Below are 13,723 nucleotides of genomic sequence, written 5' to 3' on the forward strand. Positions count from 1 at the left end.
AACCTTAAGATTGTTGATTCGCTAATTCTTCACTGGCTTGAATAAACGTTTTTTCAACGCTATCTGCGGGCTTTTCGCCAAACCTACTCATTAAATATAAGGTTAGCGTACTTACCGCAAAACCAGGGATAATTTCGTACATCACGCTACTTAATGCCTCACCATTGGCTAAGAGCGGTGCGTAAATCCAAAACAGTACCGTTGCCGCACCGCTTACCATTCCGGTCATCGCAGCTTTTGCTGTGAGGTCTTTCCTATACAAGCAAAACAGTACTAGTGGGCCGAACGCAGCACCAAAACCAGCCCATGCATTACTCACTAAAGATAGAATGGTGTTTGACGCATCCATAGCCAACATAAGCGCTACAATTGCGACACCCGCTACACCGTAGCGTCCTATTGTTACTGTTTGCTTTTCACTTACTTCTTTACTCGTTACTACGCGATAAATATCTTCTGTTAACGAGCTTGCACTCACCAACAACTGTGATGAAATTGTGCTCATAATGGCTGCCAAAATTGCCGCCATTAAAAATCCACTAATTAATGGATGGAACAATAGCTGAGAAAAAATAATGAAAATGGTCTCAGCGTCATCCACTTTCAAATTAAATTGATTTGCATAAGCAATGCCAACAAAGCCTGTTGCAAGTGCACCAATGATGGTTACTGTCATCCACGACATACCAATGATTCGCGCTGTGCTAATTGCCTTCACCGACCTAATTGCCATGAAACGTACAATGATGTGCGGCTGTCCAAAGTACCCAAGCCCCCAGCCTAGGCTAGAAAGTAAACCTACCACGGTAAGCGTTTCTAACGACTCAGAAAAGCTTGGCACCGATGCGTATGCTGCACTTGTCATTTGCGAAACACTGTCGAACTCGGTAAACGCCACCACCGGAACGAGTACAAGTGCAACAAACATAATGCAGCCTTGAACAAAATCGGTAAGGCTTACTGCTAAGAAGCCACCAAGCAAGGTGTATGACACTACAACGCCAAGCGTGATAAACAGGCCAAGTTGATAGTCAACATTAAATGCACTTTCAAAAAGCTTACCACCTGCCACTAAACCTGCCGACGTATACAACGTGAAAAACATCACAACAATCGCAGCAGACACAATTCTTATGCTTGAGCTCGGTGTATTAAAACGTTTAGCAAAAAACTCAGGAACCGTAAGTGAGTCATCAGCCACTTCTGTGTATACACGCAATTTCGGTGCCACTAGTAAGTAATTTGCCAGTGCGCCTGCTACTAAACCAATCGCGATATATAAAGCGTCGAACCCGGTTAAAAACATTGCACCGGGTAGCCCCATTAACATCCAACCAGACATATCGGACGCGCCTGCTGATAAAGCAGTGACTTGAGGGCTTACCTTTCTTCCGCCCAAAATATAACCTGATATATCACTGGTCGATTGACGATATGCAAACAACCCTATTCCCAACATCGCGATAAAATAAAGCGACAATGAGATATAACTTTCTAATGGCATAGCGAGGGATAAATCCTTTGTTGCTCAAAAAAATAAATGATTAAAGTACCCGTTACCTATGCAGCGGTCTTTCCAATCCGCGTTTCTCTGACAGAGGTGGTCAACTTCGCGATTAATCAGCTAACAGTAACGGCAAATCGTCGACGCCAACGCAAGATAACTCGAACAGTAATCATTTGAGCTCAAACAATATAAAGGTTTTTTAAATTTTTTCAAGTGCAATTAATGTACAGCTTAATTTCAACACTTGTTCATGTGCAAAAAGTAGGATGATGGTTTCACAGAAAAAAATCTGCTAGAGAGTTAAATTAAAACAATAAATATCAGATATTTAAAATAACAACCAAGAAACGTGAAACATAGTTAGATTCAACTTTTGAAGCGATTCTATCGCAAGTTAGCATCAACTAAATCATTTTCATTACAAATATATAAACAACTTCATTCAGCTGATATTATGCCCAACAAAAGCCTTTCAATGCGCTCATACGCTGTAAATTGACTAAGATTTTCTTGCGCAAGTTCTGATACCTGCAAAATGAGTCTTTCTGTGTTTTGTTTGTCTTTAAGAAGGGCAAAAAGATTAGGGTGAATATAATATTTCCGGCATACATTGGGCGTATTTCCCAACGCTTTGCTTACCGATTTGCTTAGCGTACTTTCCCATTTTTTGTTTTTCGCTTGGTCTATCTCTTCATGAACACGCGGTAACATCAATAATGCTTGGCGGCTTGCCGCCCATGTCCTGAAGTCTTTACAACTGAATGAATTTCCAAGGTTTTCGTGAATAAATTGGTTAACATCATCGCTGGTAACATCTTGCCATTTACCTTCACCGTTTTGATAGCGAAATAAACAGTACCCCGGCTTTTCGGATGACTCATTAACCAGTGCTGCTAGCGCTGGATCCTCTATCGTTAATTGGCGTGGCTTGCCATGCTTACCCACATAGTGTAACGAAACAGTATCATCATCGTTCTGTTTAAGATGTTTGCGCCGTAGTGTAGTTAAACCAAACGTATTATTTACTTTACTGTACTGCGCGTTCCCTACTCGCGCACCAGTGTTATCAAGCAGTAAACACACTAAAGCGCATGCTTTTTCTTGTTGCCACCCGGCTTCTTCTACTAACGAAACACACCGCTGTCTGAAAGCTGAAATTTTATTTCCAAATTCGCAAAGCCTTTCAAATTTAAGCGCTTGTTGGTGTTCATGCCAACTAGGGTGGTAAATGTACTGTCGTCTCTCTTTTTCATCACAGCCAATAACTTGAATACAGGCTTTGGGGTCTTTGCTAATTAAGACAGATTCCCACTTTGGTGGGATAACTAATTGGTTTATACGTTTTAAAGTACGTTTACCAGATACTTTTCTTCCACTGGTATAACGATAATAGAAACGCTTTGCACCTGTCCTATGGCGCGTAATGGCAAGGTGTTCTGAGCTATTGTACTGTCGACAAGCGAGTAATCCTTTTTCAACCATTGCCATTCCTAATAGACTTTACAGAATTCAATTCAACGTAGAAATTGAGTACTGACGTTGCGAGCATATTGATCAAGAACACACAGTTTAAACAATGCGATGTAACGCTTTTTCATACAGCGTGTAAAAATGTCACACTTTTGCTCAAATTAATTGACGATGAGCTGCCCTGCTCTGTTTTAATCATATTTAACGCCATCATTTTTTCATCTATCCCTTCCTTAAACGCCTTTAACACTTGCTAAAAAACGTTTAGATAACAGAACTTTAAAACGTAAACCAAGCGCCACTATGCGTTCAAAAACGCTCTGTATTAATTAGACGGAATGAATATTGGATGGACATATACTAGATTTGAAACATTTAAAAACGTAAGAAATGGAGTAGGTTATGTCGAAAGCTGAACATAAAGTACAAAAGAAGGAATCAAACGAAAATACAAACAATCGCCGTGCGTCAATGATAGCAAGTGAACATCTTCAAGTTGCTGCGGTGTTCGATACAAAGACAAATGCTCAAAACGCAATTGATGCGGTGAGCGAGCAAACTAACATTGCACTCTCACAGGTTGAGTTGGTGGAATCAGGCGACCCGAAACTGAGCGAAAAGCTTGAGAAAAACACTGAAACCATCGGCAACAATTTGTGGACATCACACCTTGTATTGGGCAGCGTGGGTTTGATCATTGGGCTAATTTGTGCGTTTCTACTTACACAGTATGGTCCAGCGCTGACTCAACAAAACCCAATGTTCACCTACATTGCATTAATTAGCCCAGGTATATTCATTGGTTTGTTTATAGCAGGTTTGTTGGGCTTACGCCCCGACCGAAATCAAATTGTGCAAACAGTGCGTCATGCTATACGCAATAAACAAGTGGCGCTCATTATAAGCCTTAAACAGTCGCAATCTGTTAAAGAGCTTGAGGCTGCGCTGCGCCCGCACGCCAAAGACGTTGTAGCGGCTATTAAATAACCGCAGCCTTCTTTCCTGTGAAATTATGAACGGATAGCGTTTCATTAAGATTCATGGAGAATTTATCGAAGATGACAAGGTCAGTAGTTAATCGCCTTTACACGGAAAGGTATTAAAGCAAATCCATACTGGTACGACATTAGTGAGATGAAGTAAACAAAAAGGCAATAAATGCGTATTATGCTTTATTGCCTTCTTTTTTTAACTATGCATTACCAGGCTTCTTTCTATGGATTTACTATGGATTTAATTTTTTTCGATTTAGACGGTACCCTTCTCAATAAATCATCAGAAATATCGCCCTACACCAAAGACACGTTAGGTTTACTTGCCGAGCGAGACATTGCTTTCACTGTTGCAACCGGCAGAACCATGCACTCAGCGCAGCATGTTTTAAAAGGCACCGAGTTTGTTCTTCCACACATTTATAATAATGGTGTGGCCATTTGGGACCCATCAGGTAAGGCATTGACACTAGAGAACCTGTTGGCACCTAGCGAGGTTAACACCATTGTGCAATGTGCTAACGAAAACCGTATCACACCATTCGTAAACACCGTAGATATTAACAGTGAGTCCAACGACCACGTGATTTATCACGCTATCCCGCAGCATCAGGTTGAACGTGACTTAATTGATAAGTACTTTTCTCGTACTGATGCCACACTTGCTCCTATTGAGCAGCTACCTGCCCACGCCCACATAACAAACATTAGCATGATTGGTGATGCTCCGTTGGTTTACGAAATGTATCAGTACTTAAATAACCATGATGAGCTAATTGCGTATTCTGGTCCCGCTATAGAGGGAGACCAATACCGTTGGATGGATGTTCATCACCAGTTGGCCAATAAAGGTAGTGCGGTTGAGATACTTAAAAACAAGCTAGGGGCCAGTAACGTAATATGTTTTGGCGACAGTGATAATGACATTAGTATGTTCGAGCTTGCTGACGAAGCCTATGCGCCTTCAAATGCAAAGCAAATGATTAAGGATGCGGCAACCTCGATTATTGGCCATCATAATGAAGACGGCATTGCACGTTTTTTAAGAGAACGTTTTTCGCTTTAGCCGCACGTTAAAGCGTTAAATTGCACACTTGAAGCGCGCAGTTTTTGCTACGCGCAACTCACGCTACGAGCAATCATTGGTAACTATCACCACGCAACCGTTTCTCTATCTTTTATAAACGCGCCGTGCGGACCACCTTTTGCAGACGTTGCTAGCCACACAATGCTATCAGCACCCTCTTCAGGTGATCTGGGTGCATCTGCACCACCCATTCGTGTATGAACCCATCCAGGGGTGACACTGTTTACCGTAACGTCAAATTCGTCATCGTCGGCTTTGTCAGCTCTTGCCTTATCAACTACTGCCGCCATTTTTACCGTAAGTGCATTTAATGCGGCTTTCGAAAAGGCATAGCTTAACGGCCCCTGTAGTGATTGATCGAAACTTCCATAACTAGAGCTCACATTTACAATTCGACCAAAACCTCGCTCAATCATTTTAGGCAGCGTATTCTGTATTAGTGTCAATGGCGCGTTCACATTTACCTGCATGCTTTTCGAAAACCCCTCTGACGATACTTCATCCCAAGGCGTATCATCGAGAACGCCCGCATTGTTTATCAAAATATCGATATTTCCATACACAGCCTGCGCCTGAATAATGGCGTCGGTTATGGCATTCTCGTTATCGAGCGGCATTTCAATTACATGTAAATCTGCGCCTGGAATTTCAGCTTTGGCTTTTTCCCCACTTTCTTCATCACGACACCCCATCAGTACTTTATATCCTGCTGTAACCATCGACTTTACTACTTCAAAGCCTATGCCACGGTTTCCACCAGTAACTAATACAGTTTTAGTCATATGTACTTTCTCCTTGAATGTTAGGTGTAAGCTGCGTCTTCAATAACTTGGACGAGATATAAAAACACAGAGGAAAAACCACGCTCCAAACAGCAGCGATAATTGCATAAGACATTATGTAAGACGCACCCAGTTCTACTGCGTCAAATCGTGCGCCCGCTATGTAGCTTAAAGGTGCAAATATTGCGCCTCCAACAGCGCACAACGCGTATCTGCCCTTAAACGCTTCCATACTGTGATGAACCGTTCCCGAAAAAGCTACCCAAAGTAGAGAAAGCCAAATTGGAATCGGCCAAAAGGGAATTAGCACATTTTGTTCAGTGAAATTGAAAAGCCCACCATGGGTGAGTAAACCATCCACGACAGTTCCTATCACTAACATGATGGACATGAGTTTGATGTCTGCAGCTCTTTGCGGAGATAAAACTATCCAAACGCCAATGAGGGCAACGACGGGTAATATTGCATTGTTTTGAAAAAGAATGATCAACCACCAAATTGTTTGAAACCAAACAAAATTGCCAACCTTTAACCACATAAGCGCTTCCAAATTTTAGCTTTAATACCTAGCCTTTACGCGCATCGTCAAAGGTAAGTTCATTATGTAAGTTTACAATAAGTAATAGATCCAATTGCACGATAGTTCACTTGTAAAGTAAACGAAAACCATTCTCTCGCAGTAAGAACAGTACTCTCGCAAACAAAGGATATGTTTCTACATGAAGATGGTGAAGTTTTATGTAGCGGGCGCAATAGCTGCACTGTTTGCAACGTACTTTGCGCCCTACACTCTTTTAAAGCTGATGTTTGGATGGACTGCGTTTTCGCTGATAGCTGTAAGTAGTGCTTACTTATTAAATTTTCCAAGCCTTTTTCGCAAGCGTCAGGACGGCTCTATCCCAATTTATATTCGTTGGGTCTTTGTGCCCTTTTTGTTTGGCTCATGGCTTTACAATGAATATGCCAGACGCACTGATAAAGTACCACCACTTCAACAAATTGAACCTCACCTGTTTCTAGCATGCCGGATGTCAAACAAGCATGTTGATCTGCTCAATGAAAACAAGATTGGGGCAATACTGGATGTCACTGCTGAATTCGATGGCTTAGACTGGACCGCGTTCCAAGAAGACTATCGTTATCTCAACATTCCTGTTCTTGACCACACCAGCCCTACCCAAGACCAATTGATGCAGGGTATTAACTTCATTCAACAACAGGTTGACGAACAAAAAAATGTTGTAGTGCACTGTGCATTAGGTAGAGGCAGGTCGGTGCTTGTTGTTGCCGCTTACTTGTTAGCAAAGAATCCATCGTTGAGCGTAAAAGAAGCCTTAAGCCAGATTAACGATATCCGACAAACTGCTCGATTAAATAAACGTCAGTTGGCATCGCTTCAAAAAATACGCGACGGTGGCCTTCTAAACCTGAAACGACGCCTTGCTCTTATTGTTAATCCCGTAGCTGGCGGTGGCAAATGGGAACAGAACAAAGACGACATATTATCTCGGCTGAATGAAAAGTTTAGTGTGTCAGTTAAAGAAACCACACCAGACATAACAGCGACTGAACTGACTCGTGAAGCCAAACGCAATGGTGCAGACATTGTAGTGGCGTGCGGCGGTGATGGCACCCTTACAGAAGTGGCAAGCGAACTTATTGATAGCGAAATCACAATGGGCATTATCCCTTTAGGTACTGCGAATGCGCTAAGCCAGGTTCTACATGGCTATATGAGTAAAGTCATGCCGATAAGCACAGCGTGTGATGTGATAATTGCCGGCAACACATTGGCTATCGATACCGCAAAATGCAATGACCACGTCATGCTCCTTGTCGCTGCAGTCGGTTTTGAAGAGAAAATGATCTCTGCCGCCGACAGAGAAGCAAAAAATATTGGCGGCCAGTTCGCCTATATCAAAGGGCTTTTGCAAGCGATTTCTAATAATGAAGACATGTCATTCACTATTACGCTTGATGAAAATGAAGCGCAGTCAATAACTACACCTAGCCTTGTAGTGGCAAATGCAGCGCCGTTAACTACTGCACTGGCACAAGGTTCAGCGCCACCAGATGTGACCGATGGAAAGCTTGACTTAACATGGCTTAACCCACAAACGTCATCAGATAGACAGTTCTTGTCATTGGCTGAACTTGTATTAAGCCCCAACGACGCGAAACAACATTCAAATGCAATAAAGCATGCTCAAGCACGAAGCATTAGGCTTGCGTTCGATTCACCTACCCTTTATGCGGTAGATGGGGAAATATTTAAAGACGGTAAAATCGAAATTACAACGTACCCTAGAAGCCTAATAGTGCTAACCAACGTTGAAGAGAAGGATAATTAATCCAATGCCATACGAAAGCAATTTTGATGAAATTTATAACTTTGTCGCCCAGAAATTTGAGGGTGAGAACGAATATCTTCAAGCAGTAAGAGAAGTACTACACGATATTATTCCCATCTATAACGCAAACGAAAGCTATAAACGTGATGACATAGTTAGGCGGCTGTGTTTTCCAGAGCGCGTTATTTACTTCACAGTGTCATGGATGAATAGCAGCGGAGACATTGAAGTCAATCAGGGTTGGCGTGTTCAACACAACTCAGCAATGGGACCCTATAAAGGCGGCTTGCGTTTCCACCCAACGGTTAATTTATCGGTATTAAAGTTTCTTGCCTTCGAGCAGTGTTTCAAAAATGCACTTACGGGGCTACCCATGGGTGGCGGTAAAGGCGGTGCAGACTTCAACCCTAAAGGCCGAAGTGATAGAGATATAATGCTTTTCTGCCAAGCGTTTATGCGTGAATTACAGCGCCATATTGGCGCAAACACGGACGTACCGGCAGGTGATATAAACGTGGGAGCAAGAGAGATAGGCTACTTGTACGGTGAGTATCGACGACTTAACAACAAGTTTGAGGGTGTACTGACAGGAAAAGGGCTTGAATTTGGCGGTAGTTATGTGCGCACGGAAGCCACTGGTTTCGGGCTTATCTACTTCTTAGACGCAGTATGTAAACAGCACAACACTGACATTGAAGGGAAGAACATTGTTGTCTCGGGTGCAGGGAATGTAGCGCTTCATGCTGCACTTAAAGCAACGCAAAAAGGTGCGAAGGTAATTAGCCTGTCGAACAGTCGCGGCACTCTTTACAAGCAAGATGGGTTTGACGAGCCAGCCATAAAATTTGCTATTGCTGAGCACGCAAAAAGCAACAACATTCTTACCGATCTTGCTGATAAAGGCATTGGGGACTGGAAAAAAGGCAAAACGCCATGGCATTTAACCTGCGACATTGCATTACCTTGTGCAACTCAGAATGAACTAGATAAAGACGATGCATTAACGCTAGTGAATAACGGCTGTAATATGGTATTGGAAGGTGCGAATATGCCGTGTACCGATGAAGCTCAAGACGTGTTTAAAGACAAAGCACTAGTGTATGTTCCAGGCAAGGCGTCAAACGCAGGTGGAGTTGCACTATCTGGCCTAGAAATGTCACAAAATGCCATGTTTAGCCAACGCAACGCAGATACACTAGACGAACAACTGCAAAACATCATGCTTAGTATTCATGAGCGCTGTGTAGAGGAAGGGAAAGATACTGCTAACAATTACATTGATTATATGAAAGGTGCTAACATAGCGGCTTTCAGGCGTTTGGCTGATGCTATCGTTGCCCAAGGCGTGTAAAAAGCAATGTATATTCTCCAATCGTTATGTAAGTTTTTCTAAAGTCGAATTTGCTACCCTGGTGGCAATTTTAAAATAGTAATAAAAATCAAGCAGTAAGTGTTTTTCGCAAGTTGGAACGTATATCGCATTACTAAGGTAGAGTTAAAATTACCTGAGGAATGCATTATGAATATTTTCGAAGCACTTCGTAAAGACCATGAGAAACAACGTCTGCTGTTAAAGATATTAGCTGAAACAAGCGGCGACACTGCTGCTCGTCGCGAATACTATCAAGAGTTAAAACTGCAGTTAGAAGGTCATGCACTGGCTGAAGAGCGACACTTTTATGCTCACCTTCTAGAAAAAGATGCAACGGTAGATTTAACGCGCCACGGCATTGCTGAGCACCATGAAATTGATGAGCTATTGGCAAAACTAGATGACACTGAGATGAGTTCTCCTGCTTGGCTACGTCATCTTAAAAACTTACAAGATAAGGTTGAGCATCATTTGGCAGACGAAGAACACGAGTTTTTCCAAGTGGCAGGTCGCGTGCTCAATGATAAGCAAAAAGCCACATTGGCTGATGATTACGTAAATGAGATGGAACAGGAAATGTCAACAGCTACTGCAACGGCATAGCGTGCCAATGCAGCCTCTCTTCAAATCATAAAAAAGCCAGCGTTAAGCTGGCTTTTTTTACGATTAAACGCCAAAAGTTACTGCATTTACAGTGCTTATTAACGCTTAGCAATGATGTACACTGCGTGAATTACGCCTGGAAAGTAACCTAATATGGTTAGCAAAATGTTTATCCAAAACTGTGCGCCAATCCCTACTTGCAAAAACACACCCAGTGGCGGAAGTAAAATTGATAGTAATATGCGAATGATATCCATAATCTTTTCCTTATTTTGTTATTTTTTATTGGCGAGAGACATTTAAACAACGCTGTTAAAACCACGTTCATTTAACCCGTGTAGAACTAAGCACATTCAGTGCCAACGTTATTAAGTAAAGTTAAGGCTTCAAAACGAGTACTTCACGCCTTATTACACGTTTTATTACACGCTGCTAAGAACACGTTACTAAGAGTTTAGCCTTTTTACTATTCACCAAAAGGCGAATTACGCAGCCATGTTTCTAAGTCAGCCACTTTAAGCGGCCTACTTATATAGTAGCCTTGCGCCACATCGCAACCCCACCCTTTGAGGATATCAAGAGATGTTTCGTCCTCTACACCTTCAGCAACAACTTTCAAATTAAAGATACTGGCTAGGCTTAGCACCGTATGCACAATTTGCTGGTCGTTTTCATCTGACGCTAAAGACAGTATGAAACTTTTATCAATTTTTATGGTTTTGACAGGTAAGTTTTTCAAATACGCTAACGATGAATAGCCTGTTCCAAAATCATCGATGGCAAAATGGAAACCGCGTGCAGTAAGTTCGGTTAAGTTTTCAATAGCCAGACTTGCGTCTGCCACCAAGTCGCTCTCGGTTATTTCTAATTCGAGCGCTTCAGGAGATAACCCTTTTTCAGTTAAAAGCGCAACCAACTTGCTCAGCAATACTTTGTTTTGAATATCTTGAGTAGACAAGTTCATTGCAACCGTAAAGTTGAACCCTTTATTTCTAAAGTACGCAAGATCGGTAATGGTTTGTTGCATAACCCATGTTGTCACTTGCTCAATTAACCCTGCTTGCTCAGCAATAGTAATAAACTCGTCAGGAGGTACGAATCCAAGCTCAGAGTTATTCCAACGAATAAGCGCTTCCATACTGCTTACTTTCATTGTTGTAAGGTCTACTTTTGGCTGGTAAACCATAGAGAGCTCGTCTTGCTGACTTGCCAATGCACGTTTCAATTCTGTGGTTATTGAAAGGCGCCTGTTATACCTATCCTCAAGCTCGGCTCTGTAGTTAACACACCATGCGCCAGTATGTATGGCTTCATCTGTAACTATGTTTATTTTTCTAAACAGTTCTTCGGAGTTACTCGCATCAATGGGACAATTCACTACCGCCATTGTAATTTTAACCGGAATGGCTATTAAATTACTTTCCACGGGTTGTTCAAGTATGTGACGAAGTGTATTTAGCTGGTCTTCTTGAAGCGGTTCATGAGAAATATACAGAATTTCACCGCCTGCGAGGCGCGCAGATGTGCCAGGCCATCGTTTTAAGCGTTGTGCAAGGGCTTTTAAGGTATTGTCACCATTTTGGTAACCATACAGGTCGTTTATAGTCCTAAAACCCAACACCGTTATAGCTATTACTTGTACGGTATTGCTCAATGCCATTTGAGAAGAAAAATAGTCTTCTACATAGTTGCGGTTGTATAAACCCGTTAGCACATCATGTTGAGCTTGATAGCGTATGTGCTTTTCACGGCTTTTAATACTTTCCTGCATGCTGTCGACAGCGTTAGCTAATTCAGTGATCTCTTTTAGCTTCGACGGCTTTTCAAGCGTTGCACCATATTTTCCAGACGCCACTCTGTTAACCGCAGCGACTAGATTAGAAACAGGCTGACTTACGTTTCTTGCCAGTAGCATAGACAAACCCAGTGCAATTAGCATTGCAATGAGTGCAAAGGCAAGAATGGTTATCTGTATGCTGGTAAATGCATCAAAGGATACGGTTGTATCAACTGCTAAGGTAATATCTACGGGTAAATGAATATCAGAAGAGATATTTGCATTGCGTTTAAAATAAGTAAGCTCGTCGCCAAACGTAACGTCTAACCATGAAGGGTCTTCCTCTTTATCGAGAAGGTAACTTGCGACCGCTGCGTCTAACGTTGTAATTATGATGTTGTTGGTTTTAGGTTGAGAAACAATGATATCAGCATCAATTAACGTTTTAAGTTCGTTCAGCAGTGTTTTATCGAACTCAACACCGATAAGCATATAATAACGAAGTGTTGGTATTTCAACGCGGTATAAATTAAGTTGAACCAGCTTGTCGTTTACCACAAAGAAGCCACTGTCTTTGCCCTTAGCTACCAGCGCCACACTACTCTGAAGTTGCTGTCCAGCTTCAAAAATATCGGAGTGAGATACCACTACCGTATGGTCTAAGTTCACAAGCGCAATAATATCGGTATTTAATCTACTGGCGTAACTAGTAAGCGCAGCTTCTATTGAAGGCAGGTCTTGGGTACCTACCGCTCGTCGGAAGTCAAAGGAGCGAGATAAAACATTCGATACACTTTTTATAACCTCTTGGCGGTCTTCCACCACTTTATCGAATACTTTCTCGGCCAACGCTATATCTTGGTCGATATTTTCAACAACAAACGAGTTCGCAGATTTCCAAACGGCGCCTATTATAAGCAGCGATGCGATAACAATACCCAGAATAAGGGTTTGAAATAAGCTTTGGCTAAGCGTTTTTTGCACTACAGTGTCTCTTGTTTGGTGTAGCTCGATAGAGGGAAAGAGCATTCGTTAATAATCAGGATAGCTGATTCTTTGAAAATCGAACAGTAGTAACGTCCTGTATTTTCTAAAATTAAACGCTTTGTTACAAATTGCAATTAAGGGAAAAATATTATCTAGAATGGCTAGTGATAGTATTTAATCAGACAACGTATTTTATTCTGTAAGACAAAGGTTGTTCTGAATCAAAACTCATTGAGTAGAAAAGAAAAAACCCGTTACATTGGTAACGGGTTTTTAATTTGGTGCGGAAAGCGGGACTTGAACCCGCACGAGCTATGCTCACCACCCCCTCAAGATGGCGTGTCTACCAATTCCACCACTTCCGCGAATTTCAAACACATTCCTTAGTCAGGAATATTCTCGTCTTGAGCCTTTGGTACGTCTGAAGACTCAACTGCAGGAACATCTGACTCTGCAGCTCCTTCAATTACAGGCACGTCTTGGTCTGCTGGAATCTCTACTGGCGTTTCTACCGCAGCAGGCACTTCTAAGTTGTTCCACTCGTCTTCAGCGCTTTCACGATTTGCAGTCATTGCACCAAGCGTAAGGCTGATAAAGAAAAATAAGCCAGCTAGAATGCCAGTTGTACGCGTCATGAAATTGCCTGACCCAGTAGAACCAAACACTGTGTTTGAACCACCAGAGCCAAATGAAGCGCCCATATCTGCGCCTTTACCTTGTTGAATTAAAACAAATCCAATCAATAAAAGCGCAACCACTAAGTATGCTACCAATAGCACTTCGTAAACCATAAAT

The 13,723-nt window shown here is 42.1% G+C and carries 12 protein-coding genes and 1 tRNA gene; 5 read left to right on the forward strand and 8 right to left on the reverse strand.

The genetic code is table 11. From position 1 onward, the window contains the following. Nucleotides 1-4 precede the first annotated feature (4 nt). Both putP and V7R35_RS08470 read right to left on the reverse strand, forming a co-directional pair. Nucleotides 5-1,504: a sodium/proline symporter PutP gene (putP, locus tag V7R35_RS08465; RefSeq protein WP_334014308.1), complete on the reverse strand. Its 1,500-nt coding sequence runs from the start codon at nucleotides 1,502-1,504 to the stop codon at nucleotides 5-7. Between the two features lie 441 nt (nucleotides 1,505-1,945). Next, nucleotides 1,946-2,989, reverse strand: a complete 1,044-nt coding sequence (locus tag V7R35_RS08470; RefSeq protein WP_334014310.1) for a DNA topoisomerase IB — start codon at nucleotides 2,987-2,989, stop codon at nucleotides 1,946-1,948. Between the two features lie 390 nt (nucleotides 2,990-3,379). Here V7R35_RS08470 and V7R35_RS08475 point away from each other — a divergent pair, with 390 nt between their 5' ends. Both V7R35_RS08475 and V7R35_RS08480 read left to right on the forward strand, forming a co-directional pair. Further along, a complete protein-coding gene (locus V7R35_RS08475) occupies nucleotides 3,380-3,964 on the forward strand; it encodes a hypothetical protein (RefSeq protein ID WP_334014311.1) in 585 nt (194 codons plus the stop codon). 240 nt (nucleotides 3,965-4,204) lie between these two features. Then, nucleotides 4,205-5,035: an HAD family hydrolase gene (locus V7R35_RS08480; protein WP_334014312.1), complete on the forward strand. Its 831-nt coding sequence runs from the start codon at nucleotides 4,205-4,207 to the stop codon at nucleotides 5,033-5,035. A gap of 86 nt (nucleotides 5,036-5,121) precedes the next feature. Here the strand turns inward: V7R35_RS08480 and V7R35_RS08485 are convergent, their stop codons facing one another. Beyond that, nucleotides 5,122-5,838: an SDR family NAD(P)-dependent oxidoreductase gene (locus V7R35_RS08485; RefSeq protein ID WP_334014313.1), complete on the reverse strand. Its 717-nt coding sequence runs from the start codon at nucleotides 5,836-5,838 to the stop codon at nucleotides 5,122-5,124. Beyond that, entirely contained in the window at nucleotides 5,831-6,376 is a 546-nt protein-coding gene (locus V7R35_RS08490; RefSeq protein WP_334014314.1) for a DUF2878 domain-containing protein, read from the reverse strand. Before V7R35_RS08490 ends, V7R35_RS08485 begins: the two co-directional genes overlap by 8 nt. A 181-nt stretch (nucleotides 6,377-6,557) precedes the next feature. Here V7R35_RS08490 and V7R35_RS08495 point away from each other — a divergent pair, with 181 nt between their 5' ends. The 3 genes from V7R35_RS08495 (at nucleotide 6,558) to V7R35_RS08505 (ending at nucleotide 10,164) form a co-directional block, all read left to right on the forward strand. Continuing rightward, a complete protein-coding gene (locus tag V7R35_RS08495; protein WP_334014315.1) occupies nucleotides 6,558-8,189 on the forward strand; it encodes a diacylglycerol kinase family protein in 1,632 nt (543 codons plus the stop codon). A gap of 4 nt (nucleotides 8,190-8,193) precedes the next feature. Next, the gene (gene gdhA / locus V7R35_RS08500) at nucleotides 8,194-9,540 is read left to right on the forward strand and encodes an NADP-specific glutamate dehydrogenase (RefSeq protein WP_334014316.1); all 1,347 of its coding nucleotides are present in this window, start codon (nucleotides 8,194-8,196) and stop codon (nucleotides 9,538-9,540) included. 168 nt (nucleotides 9,541-9,708) lie between these two features. Beyond that, nucleotides 9,709-10,164, forward strand: coding sequence for a hemerythrin domain-containing protein (locus tag V7R35_RS08505; protein WP_334014317.1), 456 nt, complete (start codon nucleotides 9,709-9,711; stop codon nucleotides 10,162-10,164). A gap of 98 nt (nucleotides 10,165-10,262) precedes the next feature. On the opposite strand, the gene V7R35_RS08510 is transcribed toward V7R35_RS08505, so the two are convergent. The 4 genes from V7R35_RS08510 to secG form a co-directional block, all read right to left on the reverse strand. Further along, entirely contained in the window at nucleotides 10,263-10,421 is a 159-nt protein-coding gene (locus V7R35_RS08510) for a YqaE/Pmp3 family membrane protein (protein ID WP_334014318.1), read from the reverse strand. 209 nt (nucleotides 10,422-10,630) lie between these two features. After that, complete coding sequence (locus V7R35_RS08515; protein ID WP_334014319.1) at nucleotides 10,631-12,925, reverse strand: EAL domain-containing protein; 2,295 nt, start codon at nucleotides 12,923-12,925, stop codon at nucleotides 10,631-10,633. A 282-nt stretch (nucleotides 12,926-13,207) separates the two neighbouring features. Further along, nucleotides 13,208-13,293 (reverse strand) — tRNA-Leu (locus V7R35_RS08520). Nucleotides 13,294-13,311: 18 nt separating this feature from the next. Beyond that, nucleotides 13,312-13,719: a preprotein translocase subunit SecG gene (secG, locus tag V7R35_RS08525; protein WP_334014320.1), complete on the reverse strand. Its 408-nt coding sequence runs from the start codon at nucleotides 13,717-13,719 to the stop codon at nucleotides 13,312-13,314. Nucleotides 13,720-13,723 lie beyond the last annotated feature (4 nt).

Origin of the sequence: Alteromonas sp. S167 (assembly GCF_036864375.1) — a bacterium.
Classification (GTDB): Bacteria; Pseudomonadota; Gammaproteobacteria; order Enterobacterales; family Alteromonadaceae; genus Alteromonas.

Coding starts and splice junctions, on each gene's coding strand:
- V7R35_RS08490 (WP_334014314.1), bottom strand. CDS start 6,376: ATGTGGTTAAAGGTTGGCAATTTTGTTTGGTTTCAAACAATTTGGTGG.
- V7R35_RS08510 (WP_334014318.1), bottom strand. CDS start 10,421: ATGGATATCATTCGCATATTACTATCAATTTTACTTCCGCCACTGGGT.
- V7R35_RS08475 (WP_334014311.1), top strand. CDS start 3,380: ATGTCGAAAGCTGAACATAAAGTACAAAAGAAGGAATCAAACGAAAAT.
- secG (WP_334014320.1), bottom strand. CDS start 13,719: ATGGTTTACGAAGTGCTATTGGTAGCATACTTAGTGGTTGCGCTTTTA.
- V7R35_RS08480 (WP_334014312.1), top strand. CDS start 4,205: ATGGATTTAATTTTTTTCGATTTAGACGGTACCCTTCTCAATAAATCA.
- V7R35_RS08495 (WP_334014315.1), top strand. CDS start 6,558: ATGAAGATGGTGAAGTTTTATGTAGCGGGCGCAATAGCTGCACTGTTT.
- V7R35_RS08485 (WP_334014313.1), bottom strand. CDS start 5,838: ATGACTAAAACTGTATTAGTTACTGGTGGAAACCGTGGCATAGGCTTT.
- gdhA (WP_334014316.1), top strand. CDS start 8,194: ATGCCATACGAAAGCAATTTTGATGAAATTTATAACTTTGTCGCCCAG.
- putP (WP_334014308.1), bottom strand. CDS start 1,504: ATGCCATTAGAAAGTTATATCTCATTGTCGCTTTATTTTATCGCGATG.
- V7R35_RS08505 (WP_334014317.1), top strand. CDS start 9,709: ATGAATATTTTCGAAGCACTTCGTAAAGACCATGAGAAACAACGTCTG.
- V7R35_RS08470 (WP_334014310.1), bottom strand. CDS start 2,989: ATGGTTGAAAAAGGATTACTCGCTTGTCGACAGTACAATAGCTCAGAA.